This window comes from Mesorhizobium sp. AD1-1 (assembly GCF_020164655.1).
Classification (GTDB): domain Bacteria; phylum Pseudomonadota; class Alphaproteobacteria; order Rhizobiales; family Rhizobiaceae; genus Mesorhizobium; species Mesorhizobium ciceri.
In genome coordinates this window covers 559,383-575,728 of the sequence record NZ_JAIUGP010000001.1, presented here as the reverse complement: position 1 = coordinate 575,728, position 16,346 = coordinate 559,383, and the positions used below count along the sequence as shown (strand labels likewise).

Here is a 16,346-nt window from a genome sequence, read left to right as displayed (position 1 = left end):
CTATAGCCGGACCGGCCAAAACAGCCGGGCCGACCCTGTTGAGAACGGAGGGTTCTGCAATGCCGACAGACAATAAAATAAGGTCGTACTCAAGCCGCCAGCCTGGCAAGCGCCCATAGCATCAAAGGCGAATCCGGATAGGTCAGCAACCCGCCAAGGCCGAGCGCGACGCCATAGGGAACACCTTTGGCCTCGTCGGCGAAATGGCGCAGAAACGGATTTTGGCCGGTAACGGCCGCAAGCAGCGACTTCCGATAGAGGAGGATCGCGAGCGTCAGCAGGCCGCCGATGATTGTCGACGCGACAAGATATTCGACGAGATTGATATTGAGGCCCATCCACATCGCGGTGGCGGCCAGAAGCTTGGCGTCGCCGCCGCCGATGCCGCCCATTGCAAACAGGCCGAACGTCACGGCCAAGACCAGGGCGCCGGCGGCGAAATGTCCGCCGTAGGCTGCCCAGTCCATGCCTGTCAGGGGCGCGACCAGCGCGAAAACGACGACGAGCAGCACCGGCACGCGGTTGGCGATCGTCATCGACAGCATGTCGGAGATCGCGGCAAACAGCATGCAGAACGGAAAGACGACGAAGATCAGGGCTTCAAGCATCGGCGCCACGCCTATTGTCCGATTTTATTGGGCTCAAACTAAGATATGTTCGATTAACGATTGATGAGGCCAGGAACGAAAAGACGACCTATATTGGCAGCGGCATAAAAAGGGCCGCCACGCGGCGGCCCTTTCCAGAAAATGCGATGCAAGTGCTCGGCGATAAGCCGATCAGCTGCCGCTCGGCGCGTTGTTCAGGGTGCTGCCAATGTTGGTGAACTTGGCATTCAGCGCATTGCCGAGCGTGCCGGCGCCAGTGATGATGGCGAGCGCGATGAGAGCGGCGATCAGACCATATTCGATAGCGGTCGCGCCGGATTCGTCCTTCACAAAACGTGCGATGAGATTAGACATTCGAGAGCTCCTACTCCACGTGTTACAGCACTTCCGTCAACTTCTGTGATGGTTGATCGGATGCTGCCAATCTAGGGAGAAGCTCTTTCGATCGGCTTAAGAAACAGCCTTACCGATTCCTTTCCCGGTTCGAACATATTGCGTGGTTAACTTCGGGCTAAAGTACCGCCGCGCCTTCCAGTCCCGGGTTTGGCAGGCTTGCGCCCCGACTGGACCGCGCCTCGCGGGGCGCCCTTGTCGGCCATTGCAGGATTGGCAACATCGCAGGCTTAACCGTTGGTTCACCAATCTCGTTCATGTTCCGTTGATCAGTCCGCCTGCGTGGAGCGCCTCAATGGCCCAGCCGAGATCGTCAATCCTGATTGCCGCGCTTCTTGCCGTCTCGAGCTTCGTCGCGCCCGCCATGGCCGGCGCCGGCATCGAGGTCACGATGAACCAGGCCAAGATCGTCAAACTGTCGCGTCCCGCAGATACCATCGTGGTCGGCAACCCGGCAATCGCCGACGCTTCCGTGCAGGACGCTTCGACGATCGTGCTCACCGGCAAAGGTTTCGGCGTCACCAATCTGGTCGTGCTCGATACCGACGGCAGTCCCATCGTCGATGAGCAGGTAACCGTCGTGCGGCAGGCTGCTTCGTCGGTGCGCATCTATCGGCGTGCCGAAATCCAGACGATGTCCTGCACGCCGTATTGCGAAAGCTCCTACAAGAGCGAAGCGGAGAAGTCTTCCGAGGCGGAGATGAGCGTCAGCCGATAGGTGGCGTGATCGGCTGCCGATGCGGTTATTGGCCGGTTAAGAGGCCTGCCCCGACTTTAACGATCATCCAAACCGGACCTCAATCGGTTTGCGTTAATGGTCCTTCCGAGACCGCATAGAGATCGGCAGGATCGGACATGAGCAAGGGATACGGCCGCGCAGGCGACCACAAAGTGAGATGCCCAAGGTTTTTCGCCCGCTTTCTTCGTGACCGGCGCGGCGCCACGGCAATCGAATTCGCGATCCTTTCAGTCCCCTTCGCGCTGCTTGTCTTCGCCATTCTGGAAAGCTGCATCTCGTTTGCCGCGCAGGAAGTGATGGCCAACATCACCGACGATGTCGCGCGCAAGCTTCGCACCGGCCAATTGAGGGCGGTTGACGTCGCCGGAACCAACTTGCGGGACATGATCTGCACAAAACTGCAGATCATCGTTTCCCAGGATTGTCCCAATCAACTGCTGGTGGATCTTCGCCAATATACATCGTTCGCCGATGCGGCCACGGCCGGCTTCAAGATCCAGAACGGCGATGTCGTATTGACGAAAGGCACCGCAACCCAGTCGTTTTCAGTGACAGCGGGTGCGGCGGAGTCGAGGAACATGCTGCGGGTCTTTTACAAATGGCCGATCATGACCGACCTGCTGGCCAAATCGATGGGCGGCAACAAGACGCTGCACTTCGCATCGGTGACCTGGCAGAACGAACCGTTCGACAACTGAGCGGAATGCACGAGCAGTATAAGAAAAGGGCAATGGGCATGATGCGTGCGGGGGCACATCTTATGATTACGGGAGTTTGGCGGAAAGCAAGTCTGTTCTGGTCCGATCGCCGCGGCATCGCGGCGGTCGAATTCGCTTTGATCATGCCAATTCTGCTGATCATGTATTTCCTCACAATGGAAGCGTCGCAAGCCATCGAGACCAGCAAGAAGGTCAGTCGCATCGGCAGCATGGTGGCCGATCTCGTCACTCAGCAGACAAGCGTCCTCAAGGCGGATGTCGACGCCATCATGCAGATAGGCAGCGTCACCCTTCAGCCCTACAACCGCTCAAACCCGACCATCACCATCACGGCAATCCAGGTCTCGGCCGATGCGACGCAGGCACTGGTGGTGTGGTCACGCAAATTGGTAGCCGGCGTCGCCAGCCCTGGCGCAGCCGCGACCACCGAGACAACAGTCCCAGCGTCGCTCAAGGTCGCCAACACGTTTCTCATTCGCGTCGAAAGCAATCTCGTCTACAAGCCGGTTATCGAGCTTACAATGACCTCTGCTTTCAACCAGATAAAGATGGGCGAAACCTATTTTCTGCGCCCCCGCAGAAGCGTGGCGATCTCTTGCAGCGACTGTTGAACAGAGGCAGCCAGGCGTGCGCAGGCCGCTCCAGCTACTGCTGCGGCCCACGGTCCGAAACGAAGCGCACGATAGCAGCGGCCATCTCGTAGTCTTTTGGCGCCACACGAGCGAAGCCGCCGGAATGTTTCGATTCCAGGAGATCGTAGATATCGGGCGTCGTCGACTTGAGGTTGGTGAGGAACACGGCAAGCCGGCGCTTGGCTTCGGGGTCGAGATCGCTGCGGACCGCATGCGGGCCGTATCTCAACAGGCCCGACGTCCATACGATCCGAAGCGCCGTCACTGAGACCCCTGCCGCCTCCAACCTGGCCTGCGTGCCCGACGGTTCTCGCGGGCCGTCGGTAGCGGCCGCCACCCAGCCGAACAGGCCATCGGCTTTGCCGTCGACCAGCATCGTCTCGGCCGCCTCGGCCGAATCGGCATGGACCAGAAACGGTGCATCTTCCGCGATCTTGCGGCCTTCCGCCGCCAACGCCGCCAATGGCAAGAGAGAACCGCCGACGCTGTCAGGAGGCGCCATGGCGATACGATGGCTGTCCATCGCCGCAAGGTCGGGAAGCTTGCCGTCCCGCGTCAGCAGAACCGAGCGGATGCCGATCGCGCCGTCTGAATCGACCGGAGCCACAAGCGGTTCGATACATAAGCAGCGCTGCGAGGCCGTCGCATATGCAGTGGCCGAATAGATCGCATATTCGATGCGGGCATTGGCCTGCGCCTCGATCAGCGCGGCATAGTTGCGGGCAACGACAAACTCGACCTTCATGCCCAAGGCCTTGGTGTAGGCGTCGGTCAACAGTGCCAGCCCCGGAACGGAGTTGCCGGCGCCTGGCTCGGCAACGATGCCGATGCGAAACGTGCCGATATCGTCGCGCCAGTCGGCATGCGCCGGATTTGACCAGAGCGCGACCTGCGCCAGCATGAGAGCAGCATAAGTCTTCAGCGCAACCCTCATGACAGGAACCACGGTCTGTTGTCCTCGATTCATGCCCATGCCCGGAGCATTTGTGTATATCGCAGCCCAAAACTGCTGCGCACCGTTGGGCGACATGCATCTCTGTTTGTGCATGTCGTTATCCCAAAACCGCTGCGCACTTTTGGGCGACATGCATCTCTGTTTGTGCATGTCGTTATCCCAAAACCGCTGCGCACTTTTGGGCGACATGCACCAGACTATCACGCCAAGCCGTTGCCGTTTGGTTTCCGAATTGCCAATGAAGTCGCGGAACCCTATGTCTGGTCGGTCAAACTGGCAACAACTCGATGGCACGCGCTTTCCTCTTCGTTCTGGACTCCTTCGGCATCGGTGGAGCGGCCGACGCCGACCGCTACGGCGACGCCGGCGCCAACACATTCGCGCACATCGCAGAAGCCTGTGCAGAGGGCCGCGCGGATCGCGAAGGGCTTCGCAGTGGACCGCTGTTTGTCCCCCATATGGCCTCGCTCGGGCTTGGCAAGGCTGCCGAAACCGCAACGGGGCTGGGCTTTGCCAGCAGCGGGACGGATGTGCTCCCAACTGCCTTTCACGGCGCCGCACAGGAGGTTTCGAGCGGCAAGGACACGCCGTCGGGCCATTGGGAGATCGCCGGCCTGCCGGTGCGCCTCGACTGGGGCTATTTCTCGGATACGGTTCCCGCCTTTCCGGCCGAACTGACCGAGGCGATGATCCGCGAAGGCAAGGTGCCGGGCATTCTCGGCAATTGCCATGCGCCGGGCACCGAAATCATCGAGCGCTTCGGCGAGGAACACATCCGGACCGGCAAGCCGATCTGCTACACGTCGGTCGACTCGGTCCTGCAAATCGCCGCGCATGAAGTCCATTTCGGCCTCGATCGGCTTTATGAATTCTGCCAGGTGGTGCGCAGGCTGGTTGACCCGCTCAGGATCGGACGGGTGATCGCGCGGCCGTTCGTCGGCGAAACCACCGCCACTTTCGAGCGGACATACAACCGTCATGACTACGCCGTGCCCCCGCCGGAACCGACCCTGCTCGACCGGCTGACGGCGCGTGGCAGCCGTGTCATCGCCGTCGGCAAGATCGGCGACATCTTCGCCCATCGCGGAATTTCGCAAGTGCGCAAGGCGGCAGGCAACATGGCGATGTTCGACGAAGCGCTGGGTGCGATGGATGATGCCGGCGACGGTGACCTCGTCTTCGCCAATTTCGTCGACTTCGACACCGAATTCGGTCACCGCCGCGATGTCGCGGGCTATGCTGCAGCGCTCGAGGCCTTCGACCTGCGGCTGCCGGAGGCATTTGCGAGGCTGCGGCAGGGCGATCTTCTCATCCTGACGGCCGACCACGGCAACGACCCTACCTGGGCCGGGACCGATCACACGCGCGAGCGGGTTCCGGTGATCGGCACTGGACCGGGTCTCAAGAGCGGCGACATCGGACTGAGAACGACATTCGCCGACATCGGCGAAACCGTGGCCGAGCATCTCGGGCTGGCGCCCGGACGCTACGGCACTTCTTTCTATGCGGCGATCGGCGGTCATGCCTGAGTTACCGGAGGTCGAAACCGTCCGGCGCGGACTTCAGCCGGTTCTGGAAGGCGCCACCATCGCCCGCGTCGAGGCGCGCCGACCGGATCTGCGCTTTCCATTTCCCGAGAAATTCGCGCAGCGACTGGCCGGCAAGACGATCACGGCACTCGGCCGCCGGGCCAAGTATCTGACGATGGACCTGGAAGGCGGCCCCGCGCTGATCTGCCATCTCGGCATGTCGGGCTCATTCCGCATCGAGACGGCCGATGGCAGCGACATGCCCGGCATCTTCCGGCACGACCGCTCGAAGAGCTCCAATCACGACCACGTCGTCTTCCATGTCGTGTCTCCGGCCGGTACCCGATCGCGCGTGATCTTCAATGATCCGCGCCGCTTCGGCTTCATGTTGTTTGCGGAAGGACTGCCGGACGTTCATCCGATGCTGGCTGGACTTGGTGTCGAGCCTACGGGCAACACATTGGACGGTGCGCTGCTTTCCTCATTGATGAAGGGGCGGAGATCACCGCTGAAGGCAGCGCTTCTCGACCAGAGGCTGATCGCCGGGCTCGGCAATATCTATGTGTCGGAGGCGTTGTGGCGTGCGGGCCTGTCGCCGCTGCGCGAGGCGGGCACGATCGCCAGGCCCGGAAAGAAAGCCCAGGCCCAAAGCGAACACCTCGCGCAAGCCATTCGTTCGGTGATATCGGATGCGATCGCAGCCGGCGGTTCCTCACTGCGGGACTATATGCAGACCGATGGGTCGCTGGGCTATTTCCAGCACGCCTTCGCCGTCTACGACCGCGAAGGCGAGGCCTGCTCCAAGCCCAGTTGCGGCGGCCACATCGAGCGTATCGTGCAGAGCGGCCGATCGACCTTTTATTGCCGGACATGCCAGCGATGAGTCAGAGCAATTCCAGGAAAAGCGAGGGCGGTTTTCCGTCCGAAATTGCATCAAGACAAGGAGATGGAGCGGTTCTGCGTTTCCGTGAAACGATGAACCGCTCTAGACGAGCGTAAGCAAGGAGAAGCAGCCATGACCTATGAGACGATCATCACCGAGACGCACGGCAAGGTCGGGCTGATCACGCTGAACAGGCCGCAGGCGCTCAACGCGCTGAACTCCCAGATCCTGACCGAGGTGGTGGCAGCCGTGAACGGGTTCAGCGCCGATCCCGGTATCGGCGCCATGGTCATCACCGGTTCCGAAAAGGCTTTCGCGGCGGGCGCCGATATCAAGGAGATGCAGTCCATCTCCTATGCGGACGCCTACGCCCAAGACTTCTTCGTCGGCTGGGAGGAACTGACGCGGGCGCGAAAGCCTATTATCGCGGCGGTGGCGGGCTATGCACTCGGCGGCGGTTGCGAGCTGGCGATGATGTGCGATTTCATCATCGCCGCCGACACGGCCAAGTTCGGCCAGCCCGAGATCACGCTCGGCGTCATTCCAGGCATGGGCGGGTCACAAAGGCTGACCCGCTTCGTCGGCAAGTCGAAGGCGATGGACATGTGCCTGACCGGGCGGATGATGGATGCCGCCGAGGCCGAGCGTTCTGGCCTGGTGTCGCGGGTCGTGCCTGCCGGCGAACTTGTCGAGGAGGCGCTGAAGGCCGCGGCCAAGATCGCCGCTTTCTCGCTGCCATCGGTGATGATGGCAAAGGAAGCTGTCAACCGCGCCTTCGAGACGACGCTTGCCGAGGGATTGCGGTTCGAGCGCCGGCTGTTTCACTCGCTGTTTGCACTGGACGATCAGAAGGAAGGCATGGCGGCCTTTGCCGAGAAGCGGAAGCCGAATTTCACCAACCGCTGACGCCAATCCCTTGGCTTCGAAGAAGATGGCTGTTGGCCGCCAAAAAGAAGGCCAGGCAGCGTTGACGCGCCGGAAAAGCTGAACTATAAGCCGCACCAACCGAGGCGGCCCCGTGGCAGCCCGTTTGTTTTTTGCGCCCTGCGGCATCCCGCATGCGCCGACCAGATCAGAAGAGAGGCATCATGGCCAATACATCCTCGGCCAAAAAGGCAACGCGCAAGATCGTCCGCCGCGCAGCGATCAACAAGAACCGTCGCTCGCGCGTCCGCACCTATATCCGCCAGGTCGAAGAGGCGCTTGCCTCCGGTGACAAGGCTGCCGCACAGGCTGCCTTCAAGATCGCGGAACCGGAATTGATGCGCGCCGCAACCAAGGGCGTGATTCACAAGAACACGGCGTCCCGCAAGGTGTCGCGACTGGCTCAGCGGGTCAAGGTACTGTCGGCCTGACATTACTTGCCTAGACTGACGTTCTTCGAACCCGGCCGTTTGTGCCGGGTTTTTTCGTTTGCCGGCAAGCACTTAAAAAGAATGTCCGGAAACGGCGTCTTATGCGGATTTCACAATAGGGAATAGTTTGCCGGCATATGCATGCCTGCTGTTGATCGGCACGCTTGAAAATCGCCGGCCTAATGATTCTTGGCTGTCAAAAATAGCTTATATTTTTCAAACGCTTACAGATGGTGATCCACAGCTTGTCCACACCGGACTGGCCCGATCGGGGAGAAGTCGCTGTCAAGCGAATTATTTCAGAATATTTCTGTCAGCGCCCGGTTTTTCATATTCGCCGGAAAAGGGTTTGAATCACAATGGCTTTGTTAAAATGTGCCGTCGCGGCATGCCACTCGAACCCGCCTCCACTAACCAGATTCCTTAAAAATCCGTTAGACGTGGCCTTGCCCTATCCACAGCGATTTCGGTAGTGTCGATCTATCGAAAGGGACGGGCTCTGGCTCTTAACCCAAGCCTGAATCGGCCAGCTTAAATTGGCGGGATTTGCAACGCGGATCAAGTCCGCGGACGGCTTTGGTTTGTCTTTTTCGATACGGTAGGGGACTGGCGTAACTAGACATGGCAGGTAGACGGCGCGCCGGCGCTCTTTTCGCCGGACGGTGTTGTATTGCCCTGACATACCCAACGCGGACTGGCTTCCATGGGCCGGCACCGGTTCCCACGGATAATGGGCGACGTTCACCTGCCGGCGGCGGCAGCGGACATCGTAGCAAAGACTTAGGTCGCCGGAACCGGATGCAGGAGGCGCATCCCCGGCGGAAAACAGGTACGGAAGGACAAGGAAAAGATCATGCAGAGCGGCATCGAAAGGGAACTTACGGGCGACCTCCCATTTCCTGGAACTTTGATCGGAGCAAACGACATGGCGGTGTCCAGCGACGCGGAACAGAAATTCGACCGGGTCAAGACCCAGTTGAAGGCGCGCCTGGGAACCGAAGTCTATTCGAGCTGGTTTGGCCGCATGAAAGTCGCCGAGGCTTCCAAGGGCATTGTCCGCATCTCGGTGCCTACCGCCTTCCTGCGCTCATGGATCAACGGCCACTATCTCGACCTCATCTCCGAACTGTGGAAGCAGGAGGATCCCGATCTTCTCAAGATCGACATCGTCGTGCGCACGGCAACCCGTCAGGGACGCGCCCAGGCCGAGCCAGAGGTAACGCCGGCACGCAGCAAGGTGACACGGCAGACGCAGACGGCGCTTGCCGCAGGCACAGTCAGCCCCAGCCGGGTGGAGCGCGCATCGACTCCGCGTCCGGGCACACCCGTCGAGAGCGAATTCCGCCACAACGTTCTGGGGTCACCGCTCGATCCACGCTACACGTTCGGCTCTTTCATCGAGGGGCCGTCGAACCGGGTGGCCTTCGCCGCAGCCAAGGCAGTGGCGGAATCGCAATCGAGCGCGGTGCGCTTCAATCCGCTCTTCCTTCACGCAACCGTCGGGCTCGGCAAGACCCATTTGCTACAGGCCATCGCCGCGGAATCGCTGAAGCAGAACCCCAAGTCGCGCGTCGTCTATCTCACGGCCGAGTATTTCATGTGGCGCTTTGCCACCGCGATCCGCGACAACAACGCTCTGACGCTCAAGGAGCAGCTGCGCGACATCGACCTGCTCATCATCGACGACATGCAGTTCCTGCAGGGCAAGTCGATCCAGCATGAATTCTGCCACCTGATCAACATGCTGCTCGACAGCGCCAAGCAGGTCGTCGTCGCTGCCGACCGGCCACCATCGGAACTGGAATCGCTCGAACCGCGGGTCCGTTCGCGCCTCAATGGCGGTGTCGCGCTTGAAATGTCGGCGCCCGATTTCGCCATGCGCCTCGGCATGCTCAAATTGCGCCTTGCCACGGCCAGGAGCGACGACGCATCCCTCGACATTTCGGAGGAGATCCTCAATCACGTCGCCCGCACCGTGACCGGCAGCGGACGCGAGCTGGAAGGCGCCTTCAATCAGCTTTTGTTCCGTCAATCCTTCGAGCCGCAGATCACCATCGACCGGATCGACGAAATCCTCGGCCACATCTATCGCACAGGTGAGCCGAAGCGTGTCCGTATCGAGGACATCCAGCGCATCGTGGCGCGTCACTACAATGTGTCGAAGACCGAATTGCTGTCCAACCGGCGCACGCGCACCATCGTCAAGCCGCGGCAGGTCGCCATGTACCTGTCGAAGGTGATGACGCCGCGCTCGCTACCCGAGATCGGACGGCGTTTCGGTGGCCGCGATCACACCACGGTGCTGCATGCCGTGCGCAAGATCGAGGACCTTTCCGGCAACGACAACACGCTGGCGCAGGAACTTGAGCTTCTGAGGCGGCTGATCAACGATCAGGCCTGACCCTCCGGGAGGGCCGAACCGAAACAACGCCGGAATTCAATGGCTTGCCAGTGCGGCGCCGGGCCTGCATCGGGCTCGTGGCATCGCCTGGAAGCGATCTGGATTTCGGTTTTTCGACACTGGCTCGCGGACTTCGGGCGCGTTATCCCCAGAAAGCCCGCGTAGCCGGCCTGAACCGGCGGCGCGGGCTTGCGTTTGCTGGTTTTTTCCTGTCAGTTTACGCAGATTCTGAGCCTATTCAGACCTTTCGCGGGACGCCGCTCACTGGTGACCCGTCATTCATTCAAGCGAGCCTGTTTCGTCATGCGTGTTATCCTGGAACGGTCAAATCTCCTGAAGTCGCTCAACCACGTCCATCGTGTGGTCGAGCGGCGAAACACCATACCGATCCTGTCCAACGTGCTGCTCGGCGCCGAAGGCGCCAGCCTTGAAATGAAGGCAACCGATCTCGACCTCGAGGTGACCGAAGCGACGCCCGCCAAGGTGGAGCGCGGCGGGGCGACGACGGTCCCGGCACATCTGCTCTACGACATCGTGCGCAAGCTCGCCGATGGCGCCGAGGTGATGCTGAAGACGGACGAGGACGGCAACGCCATGACGGTGACGTCCGGCCGCTCGAGCTTCCGCCTTCAGTGCCTGCCGCAATCCGACTTCCCGGAGCTTTCGGCCGGATCCTTCTCGCATATCTTCCGTCTCGACTCGGTTGCCCTGAAAGGCCTGATCGAGAAGACCCAGTTCGCCATCTCCACCGAGGAGACACGCTATTACCTGAACGGCATCTACCTGCACACGCATGAGGTCGGCGGCAAGCTGAAGCTGCGCTCGGTGGCGACCGACGGCCATCGCCTGGCGCGCGCCGAGATCGACGCGCCGGCGGGTTCCGAGGGCATGCCGGGCATCATCATTCCGCGCAAGACGGTGAGCGAACTGCAGAAGCTTGTCGACGATCCGGATGTTGCGGTGACCACCGAACTGTCGGACACCAAGATCCGCTTCACCATCGGCAGCGTGGTTTTGACCTCGAAGCTGATCGACGGCACCTTCCCCGATTATCAGCGGGTCATTCCGACAGGCAACGACAAGAAGCTGATCATCGACCGCCAGAGCTTTGCCGCCGCCGTCGATCGTGTCTCGACCATCTCTTCCGAACGCGGTCGCGCGGTGAAGCTGTCGATCAGCGAGGGTCAGGTGACGCTTGCGGTCAACAATCCGGATTCAGGCAGCGCCACCGAAGAACTGTCCGCTGACTATTCATCCGATCCGATCGAGATCGGCTTCAACGCCAAGTACCTGCTCGACGTTGCCGCGCAGCTGACCGGCACGGAGGCCAAGTTCATGCTGGCGGATGCCGGTTCGCCGACGCTGATCCACGACATGGCCGACGAGACCGCACTCTATGTGCTGATGCCGATGCGCGTGTAGCGGCGCAGTGTCAGCACTTCGGTCCTGTTGTGGACCGGCGGCAAGCGCGATATTTACGGCGACTTCTATAGGCGGATAGCGGTTGCCGGCACAGAACCATATAAGTAAGCTAACACTTACTAATTTCCGCAACTATGCGGCGCTGACGATCGATCTGGCGCCAGGTGCCGTGGTTTTTTCCGGCGACAACGGCGCCGGCAAGACCAATCTCCTCGAAGCGATCTCCTTTTTGACACCGGGACGCGGCTTGCGCCGCGCGCCCTACGCCGATGTCGCGCGCGAGGGCGGCGACGGCGGCTTTGCGCTGCATGCCCGGCTCGACGGACCTGATGGCCAGGTCGAGATCGGAACAGGCATTTCCGGCGGTGACACCGCCGGCGAAGGCGGCAGGCGGGTACGCATCAACGGAGCTTCGGCGCGTTCGGCCGAGGACATGCTGGAATGGCTGCGCGTGGTTTGGCTGACGCCAGCCATGGACGCGTTATTCACCGGACCGGCCGCGGATCGCCGGCGCTTCCTCGACCGGCTGGTGCTGGCGATCGATCCCGGCCACGGGCAACGTGCGATCGACTACGAGAAGGCGATGCGCGGTCGTAACCGACTGCTTACCGAAAGCTCTCGGGACGACCGCTGGTTCGACGCTATCGAGACGCAGATGGCCGAAACCGGTGTGGCGATTGCCGCGGCGCGCGCCGAGATGGTGCGCCTGCTGGCCGCCATGATCGACAGGCTGCCCGACACGGGACCGTTTCCGCAGGCCGATATCGGCCTTTCAGGCGAGCTGGAAGCCGAGATTGCCGTGGCGCCGGCGGTCGATGTGGAGGAACGCTTCCGTCGGACGCTTGCCGAGGGCCGCGAGCGCGATCGCGCCGCCGGGCGCACGCTCGACGGCCCGCACCGTTCGGACCTGGTGGTTCGGCACCGCCCCAAGGCGATGCCGGCCGAGCTCTGCTCGACCGGCGAGCAGAAGGCGCTGCTGGTCGGCATCGTGCTGTCGCACGCGAGGCTGACCGGCGAAATGTCGGGCATGACGCCGATCCTGCTGCTCGACGAGATCGCTGCGCATCTCGACAGCGGGCGGCGCGCGGCGCTGTTTTCCATCCTGGAGGAACTGAACTGCCAGGCATTCATGACAGGAACCGATGCTGCGCTGTTTTCCAGTCTCCAGGGCCGCGCGCAATTCCTGACCGTCGACCATGGGACGGTTGGGCCAACCGAAGACCCCTGACAAGGTTTTTCCGTGCCTGTATGATCAGGCAATGACCACTGCCGCCCTGACCGCAGACGAGATCGAACGCTATGCCCGCCACATCGTGCTGCCGGAAATCGGCGGCGCCGGACAGCAGAGGCTGAAGCAGGCCCGGGTGCTGGTCATCGGCGCCGGCGGGCTGGGCGCCCCGGTGCTTGAATATCTTGCCGCCGCCGGCGTCGGCACACTCGGCGTGGTCGATGACGACACCGTTTCGCTCTCCAACCTGCAGCGTCAGGTCATTCACGGCACCGACACTGTCGGCCTGCTGAAAACCGACAGCGCCAAGGCGGCAATCGCCCGCATCAATCCCAATACCACAGTCGAACCGCATACGTTCCGGCTGACCACGGACAATGCGCCTGCCCTCGTCGCCCGCTATGACATCGTCGTCGACGGTTCCGATAATTTCGAAACGCGCTACGCCGTGGCCGATGCCTGCGCGAGCGCTGGGAAACCGCTGGTGCATGCCGCAGTCGGACGCTTCGATGGCTCGGTCACGGTGCTGAAGCCCTTCGAAGACGGCAAGGACGGCAAGCCCAACCCAGGCTATCGTGACCTGTTTCCCGAAGCGCCACCGCCGGGCCTGGTGCCGTCCTGCGCCGAAGTCGGCGTGCTTGGCGCGCTGACCGGCGTCATCGGCACGCTGCAGGCCATGGAGGCGGTCAAGCTGATCACCGGCGTGGGCGAACCGCTGGTCGGCCGGCTGCTGCTTTATGATGGGCTGGCGGCGCGCTTCGACACCATCCGTTACAAGAGAAGCTGAATTCTTGGGCCGGATCGAAGCAGTCTCCATCAGGCGGATCCCGACCGATTTCGACCGTTGGGACGATGTGCTCGCATTGATCATGCGTACCTTCGCCTCGATGGACGACGTCATCGACCCGCCCTCCTCGGCCCACCTTTTGACCGCAGACACTCTGCGGGACAAGGCAGGGCGGGAGACCGGCTTCGTGGCGCTCAGGGGCGATCGGATCGTCGGCTGCGTCTTTGCCCTTGAAAAGGTGGCAGAGTTCTATGTCGGCAAGCTCGCCGTGGCACCGGACTGCCAGGGACAAGGCATCGGCCGGCGGCTGATGCAGGCGGTCGAAGACCTTGCCCGCGGCCGCGGCAAGGCCGCCATCGAGCTTCAGACGCGGATCGAGTTGACCGCAAACCATGCGGCCTTTGCTCGCCTCGGCTTTCGCGAAACTGGACGGACGGCGCATGACGGCTATGCCAGGCCGACCTCGATCACCATGCGCAAAGCTCTCCCGTAAGTCTTATCTTACGGTTTGTGGGCCACGGATATTGCACCGCGACAGTGTCAGGTCCTGAGCGGCAGCACGCGGTCTGGTGGGCGGTGGCCGTCAACGAAGGCGCGGATGTTGATGATGACCTTTTCACCCATGTCGATACGGCCCTCGAGCGTCGCCGAGCCCATATGCGGCAAAAGCACGACCTTGTTCTTGGCCGCGAGCTTCAGCAGCTTGCCGTTCAAGGCTGGCTCGTGCTCGTAGACATCGAGGCCGGCGCCGGCGATCTTGCCGTCCTGGATCAGCTTGACCAGTGCTTCCTCGTCGATGATGTCGCCGCGCGCGGTGTTGACGACATAGGCGGTGGGCTGCAGTAGCGCCAGCCGCCGCGCCGAAAGCAGATGGAAGGTTGCCGGCGTCGAGGGACAGTTGACCGAGATGATATCCATGCGGGCCAGCATCTGGTCGAGGCTTTCCCAATAGGTCGCCTCCAGCCCGTCTTCCACGGCCGGCAGCACGCGGTGGCGGTTGTGATAGTGGATCGACAGTCCGAAGGCCTTGGCCCGCCTGGCTACGGCCGTGCCGATCCGCCCCATGCCGACAATGCCGAGCCGCTTGCCCCAGATGCGCCGGCCTAGCATCCAGGTCGGCGACCAGCCGGCCCATTTCTTGTCGCCGGTGAGCACATTGGCGCCTTCCGCGAGCCGCCGCGGCACCGCCAGCATCAGCGCCATCGTCATGTCGGCGGTGTCTTCGGTCAGGACATTCGGCGTGTTGGTGACGGTGATGCCCCTCTTGGCCGCAGCCGCGACATCGATCTTGTCGACGCCGTTGCCAAAATTGGCGATCAGCTTGAGGTTGTCGCCTGCCTGAGCGATCAGCGCCGCGTCGATATTGTCGGTAATGGTCGGCACCAGAACGTCGGCTTCCTTGACCGCCGCGACCAGTTCCGGCTGCGTCATCGGCCGGTCCTCGACATTCAGCCTTGCGTCGAACAGTTCGCGCATGCGGGTCTCGACCGGGTCGGGCAGCTTGCGCGTGATGACGACGAGAGGCCTTTTTTTGCCTGCCATTGTTTCCCTCTCGAGTATTTGCCGCAATTCCGAACGCAAAACCGCTTCACAGGTTTGCTGGAATTGCTCTAACCCGATCTCGTTGAGACCTCTTTAACCAAGACCGGCGAAACTGAAAGCCGGTCGCGGTGCCGATTACCCATGTAACAAGCGGTGCCGCCGAAGACAAAGAAAAAGGGGCGCCGAGGCAAGCGCCGAAAGGAATGAAAGTGTCTGGTTTCGCGTCGCTTCGCCTGGCCCTCAGTGCAGCATTTTTCGGCGCTCTGCTTTATTCTCCGCTTACGGCGGCACAGAGTGCGGCTGCACCTGCCCAGAGCGTCGTCACGCTCGGGCCGAGCGGCCTGCCGCTGCCGCGATTCGTCAGCCTGAAATCCGGCCGCGTCAACTCGCGCGTCGGCCCCGGCGCCAACTACTCGGTCGACTGGATGTACATGAAGGCCGGCCTGCCGATGGAGATCATCCAGGAATTCGACACATGGCGCCGCGTGCGCGATGCCGATGGTTCGGAAGGCTGGATCAATCAGTCGCTGCTTTCCGGCCGACGCACGGCAATCGTCGCACCATGGCAGCGTGGCAAGGGCACCCGGATCAACCTTCTCAACAGTCCCGACAAGGACGCAAGGGTGGTCGCGATGATCGAACCTGGCGTCATGGGTTCGATCAAATCCTGCGACGGCCAGTGGTGCGAAATGACGTTCGACGGCCACACCGGCTGGCTTGCCCAGTCGGTCGTCTGGGGCGCCTATCCCGGCGAACGGGTCAAGGACTGATTCTCTTTCGCGGTCCTGGCTTTATGCCCGATACGGCCGAGATGGGTGTCCTGGAAGCCGGTCGGCAGCTTCAGACCGTAGCCCAGCGCACGGTCGATGGCGATGTGGGCGATCCATATCAGCGCAACCGCCATCGCGGCCGTATTGCCCCACATGTGCCCGCCGAGCAGCAGCAGCACGGGCACTATCAGGATGTGCAAGGCGTTGTAGGCAAGGGCACCGACGCGCGGACCGGCCAGATAGCCCGACATCGATAGGTCAGGCGCCAGGATAAGCAAGCCGAAGAGCCACCAGGAGATGCCGGTCGAACCGTAGAAAAGTACGGCAGCCAGTGCCACGATCGCCCATTCGAGCCGGATTACGAGATCGAGGGGTTTCATCCC

18 protein-coding genes are annotated in these 16,346 nt (G+C 61.8%); 13 read left to right on the top strand and 5 right to left on the bottom strand.

Annotation, left to right across the window (positions count from 1 at the left end; translation table 11 throughout):
- Nucleotides 1–89: 89 nt before the first annotated feature.
- Together LB519_RS02670 and LB519_RS02665 are read right to left on the bottom strand one after the other, a co-directional pair.
- The gene (locus tag LB519_RS02670; protein ID WP_224618713.1) at nt 90–608 is read right to left on the bottom strand and encodes a prepilin peptidase; all 519 of its coding nucleotides are present in this window, start codon (nt 606–608) and stop codon (nt 90–92) included.
- A gap of 171 nt (nt 609–779) precedes the next feature.
- On the bottom strand, nt 780–962 hold the full coding sequence (locus LB519_RS02665) for a Flp family type IVb pilin (protein ID WP_224618579.1): 183 nt from the start codon (nt 960–962) through the stop codon (nt 780–782).
- Nucleotides 963–1,296: 334 nt separating this feature from the next.
- Between LB519_RS02665 and LB519_RS02660 the strand changes: the two genes are divergently transcribed.
- The 3 genes from LB519_RS02660 to LB519_RS02650 all read left to right on the top strand — a co-directional run bounded on the left by LB519_RS02660 (nt 1,297) and on the right by LB519_RS02650 (nt 3,070).
- Nucleotides 1,297–1,719, top strand: coding sequence for a pilus assembly protein N-terminal domain-containing protein (locus LB519_RS02660; RefSeq protein ID WP_013533687.1), 423 nt, complete (start codon nt 1,297–1,299; stop codon nt 1,717–1,719).
- Nucleotides 1,720–1,856: 137 nt separating this feature from the next.
- Nucleotides 1,857–2,438 carry a TadE/TadG family type IV pilus assembly protein gene (locus LB519_RS02655; RefSeq protein WP_063169998.1) on the top strand — a complete coding sequence of 194 codons (582 nt, stop codon included), beginning with the start codon at nt 1,857–1,859 and terminating at the stop codon, nt 2,436–2,438.
- A 38-nt stretch (nt 2,439–2,476) separates the two neighbouring features.
- A complete protein-coding gene (locus LB519_RS02650) occupies nt 2,477–3,070 on the top strand; it encodes a TadE/TadG family type IV pilus assembly protein (RefSeq protein ID WP_024503193.1) in 594 nt (197 codons plus the stop codon).
- A 34-nt stretch (nt 3,071–3,104) separates the two neighbouring features.
- On the opposite strand, the gene LB519_RS02645 is transcribed toward LB519_RS02650, so the two are convergent.
- Entirely contained in the window at nt 3,105–4,025 is a 921-nt protein-coding gene (locus LB519_RS02645; protein WP_224618712.1) for a phosphate/phosphite/phosphonate ABC transporter substrate-binding protein, read from the bottom strand.
- 308 nt (nt 4,026–4,333) lie between these two features.
- Between LB519_RS02645 and LB519_RS02640 the strand changes: the two genes are divergently transcribed.
- The 9 genes from LB519_RS02640 to LB519_RS02600 all read left to right on the top strand — a co-directional run bounded on the left by LB519_RS02640 (nt 4,334) and on the right by LB519_RS02600 (nt 14,144).
- The gene (locus LB519_RS02640) at nt 4,334–5,575 is read left to right on the top strand and encodes a phosphopentomutase (protein ID WP_224618577.1); all 1,242 of its coding nucleotides are present in this window, start codon (nt 4,334–4,336) and stop codon (nt 5,573–5,575) included.
- Nucleotides 5,568–6,458 (top strand): bifunctional DNA-formamidopyrimidine glycosylase/DNA-(apurinic or apyrimidinic site) lyase, encoded by an 891-nt coding sequence (gene mutM, locus LB519_RS02635; protein ID WP_127370237.1) that lies wholly within the window; start codon nt 5,568–5,570, stop codon nt 6,456–6,458. Before LB519_RS02640 ends, mutM begins: the two co-directional genes overlap by 8 nt.
- A gap of 132 nt (nt 6,459–6,590) precedes the next feature.
- Nucleotides 6,591–7,364 (top strand): enoyl-CoA hydratase, encoded by a 774-nt coding sequence (locus LB519_RS02630; RefSeq protein WP_027161752.1) that lies wholly within the window; start codon nt 6,591–6,593, stop codon nt 7,362–7,364.
- Nucleotides 7,365–7,546: 182 nt separating this feature from the next.
- Nucleotides 7,547–7,813 carry a 30S ribosomal protein S20 gene (gene rpsT / locus LB519_RS02625; protein WP_013533694.1) on the top strand — a complete coding sequence of 89 codons (267 nt, stop codon included), beginning with the start codon at nt 7,547–7,549 and terminating at the stop codon, nt 7,811–7,813.
- Nucleotides 7,814–8,738: 925 nt separating this feature from the next.
- The gene (dnaA, locus tag LB519_RS02620; RefSeq protein ID WP_224618575.1) at nt 8,739–10,214 is read left to right on the top strand and encodes a chromosomal replication initiator protein DnaA; all 1,476 of its coding nucleotides are present in this window, start codon (nt 8,739–8,741) and stop codon (nt 10,212–10,214) included.
- Nucleotides 10,215–10,517: 303 nt separating this feature from the next.
- A complete protein-coding gene (gene dnaN / locus LB519_RS02615; RefSeq protein WP_013527877.1) occupies nt 10,518–11,636 on the top strand; it encodes a DNA polymerase III subunit beta in 1,119 nt (372 codons plus the stop codon).
- An 82-nt stretch (nt 11,637–11,718) separates the two neighbouring features.
- A complete protein-coding gene (gene recF, locus LB519_RS02610) occupies nt 11,719–12,864 on the top strand; it encodes a DNA replication/repair protein RecF (protein WP_013527878.1) in 1,146 nt (381 codons plus the stop codon).
- Nucleotides 12,865–12,895: 31 nt separating this feature from the next.
- The gene (locus tag LB519_RS02605) at nt 12,896–13,651 is read left to right on the top strand and encodes a molybdopterin-synthase adenylyltransferase MoeB (RefSeq protein WP_013527879.1); all 756 of its coding nucleotides are present in this window, start codon (nt 12,896–12,898) and stop codon (nt 13,649–13,651) included.
- Between the two features lie 4 nt (nt 13,652–13,655).
- Nucleotides 13,656–14,144: a GNAT family N-acetyltransferase gene (locus LB519_RS02600; RefSeq protein ID WP_224618573.1), complete on the top strand. Its 489-nt coding sequence runs from the start codon at nt 13,656–13,658 to the stop codon at nt 14,142–14,144.
- A 47-nt stretch (nt 14,145–14,191) separates the two neighbouring features.
- On the opposite strand, the gene LB519_RS02595 is transcribed toward LB519_RS02600, so the two are convergent.
- Nucleotides 14,192–15,193 (bottom strand): 2-hydroxyacid dehydrogenase, encoded by a 1,002-nt coding sequence (locus LB519_RS02595; RefSeq protein ID WP_013527881.1) that lies wholly within the window; start codon nt 15,191–15,193, stop codon nt 14,192–14,194.
- Nucleotides 15,194–15,402: 209 nt separating this feature from the next.
- Here LB519_RS02595 and LB519_RS02590 point away from each other — a divergent pair, with 209 nt between their 5' ends.
- The gene (locus LB519_RS02590) at nt 15,403–15,963 is read left to right on the top strand and encodes an SH3 domain-containing protein (protein ID WP_224618571.1); all 561 of its coding nucleotides are present in this window, start codon (nt 15,403–15,405) and stop codon (nt 15,961–15,963) included.
- Here the strand turns inward: LB519_RS02590 and LB519_RS02585 are convergent.
- Complete coding sequence (locus tag LB519_RS02585) at nt 15,936–16,343, bottom strand: DUF4260 domain-containing protein (RefSeq protein WP_224618570.1); 408 nt, start codon at nt 16,341–16,343, stop codon at nt 15,936–15,938. The genes LB519_RS02590 and LB519_RS02585 overlap by 28 nt on opposite strands.
- Between the last annotated feature and the right edge of the window lie 3 nt (nt 16,344–16,346).

What these genes read in the sequence shown, in the direction of transcription:
- LB519_RS02660 (WP_013533687.1), top strand. Translation starts at nt 1,297, where the DNA reads ATGGCCCAGCCGAGATCGTCAATCCTGATTGCCGCGCTTCTTGCCGTC.
- LB519_RS02630 (WP_027161752.1), top strand. Translation starts at nt 6,591, where the DNA reads ATGACCTATGAGACGATCATCACCGAGACGCACGGCAAGGTCGGGCTG.
- LB519_RS02595 (WP_013527881.1), bottom strand. Translation starts at nt 15,193, where the DNA reads ATGGCAGGCAAAAAAAGGCCTCTCGTCGTCATCACGCGCAAGCTGCCC.
- LB519_RS02650 (WP_024503193.1), top strand. Translation starts at nt 2,477, where the DNA reads ATGATGCGTGCGGGGGCACATCTTATGATTACGGGAGTTTGGCGGAAA.
- dnaA (WP_224618575.1), top strand. Translation starts at nt 8,739, where the DNA reads ATGGCGGTGTCCAGCGACGCGGAACAGAAATTCGACCGGGTCAAGACC.
- LB519_RS02655 (WP_063169998.1), top strand. Translation starts at nt 1,857, where the DNA reads ATGAGCAAGGGATACGGCCGCGCAGGCGACCACAAAGTGAGATGCCCA.
- LB519_RS02645 (WP_224618712.1), bottom strand. Translation starts at nt 4,025, where the DNA reads ATGAGGGTTGCGCTGAAGACTTATGCTGCTCTCATGCTGGCGCAGGTC.
- LB519_RS02605 (WP_013527879.1), top strand. Translation starts at nt 12,896, where the DNA reads ATGACCACTGCCGCCCTGACCGCAGACGAGATCGAACGCTATGCCCGC.
- dnaN (WP_013527877.1), top strand. Translation starts at nt 10,518, where the DNA reads ATGCGTGTTATCCTGGAACGGTCAAATCTCCTGAAGTCGCTCAACCAC.
- rpsT (WP_013533694.1), top strand. Translation starts at nt 7,547, where the DNA reads ATGGCCAATACATCCTCGGCCAAAAAGGCAACGCGCAAGATCGTCCGC.
- LB519_RS02585 (WP_224618570.1), bottom strand. Translation starts at nt 16,343, where the DNA reads ATGAAACCCCTCGATCTCGTAATCCGGCTCGAATGGGCGATCGTGGCA.
- LB519_RS02670 (WP_224618713.1), bottom strand. Translation starts at nt 608, where the DNA reads ATGCTTGAAGCCCTGATCTTCGTCGTCTTTCCGTTCTGCATGCTGTTT.
- LB519_RS02640 (WP_224618577.1), top strand. Translation starts at nt 4,334, where the DNA reads ATGGCACGCGCTTTCCTCTTCGTTCTGGACTCCTTCGGCATCGGTGGA.
- LB519_RS02665 (WP_224618579.1), bottom strand. Translation starts at nt 962, where the DNA reads ATGTCTAATCTCATCGCACGTTTTGTGAAGGACGAATCCGGCGCGACC.
- mutM (WP_127370237.1), top strand. Translation starts at nt 5,568, where the DNA reads ATGCCTGAGTTACCGGAGGTCGAAACCGTCCGGCGCGGACTTCAGCCG.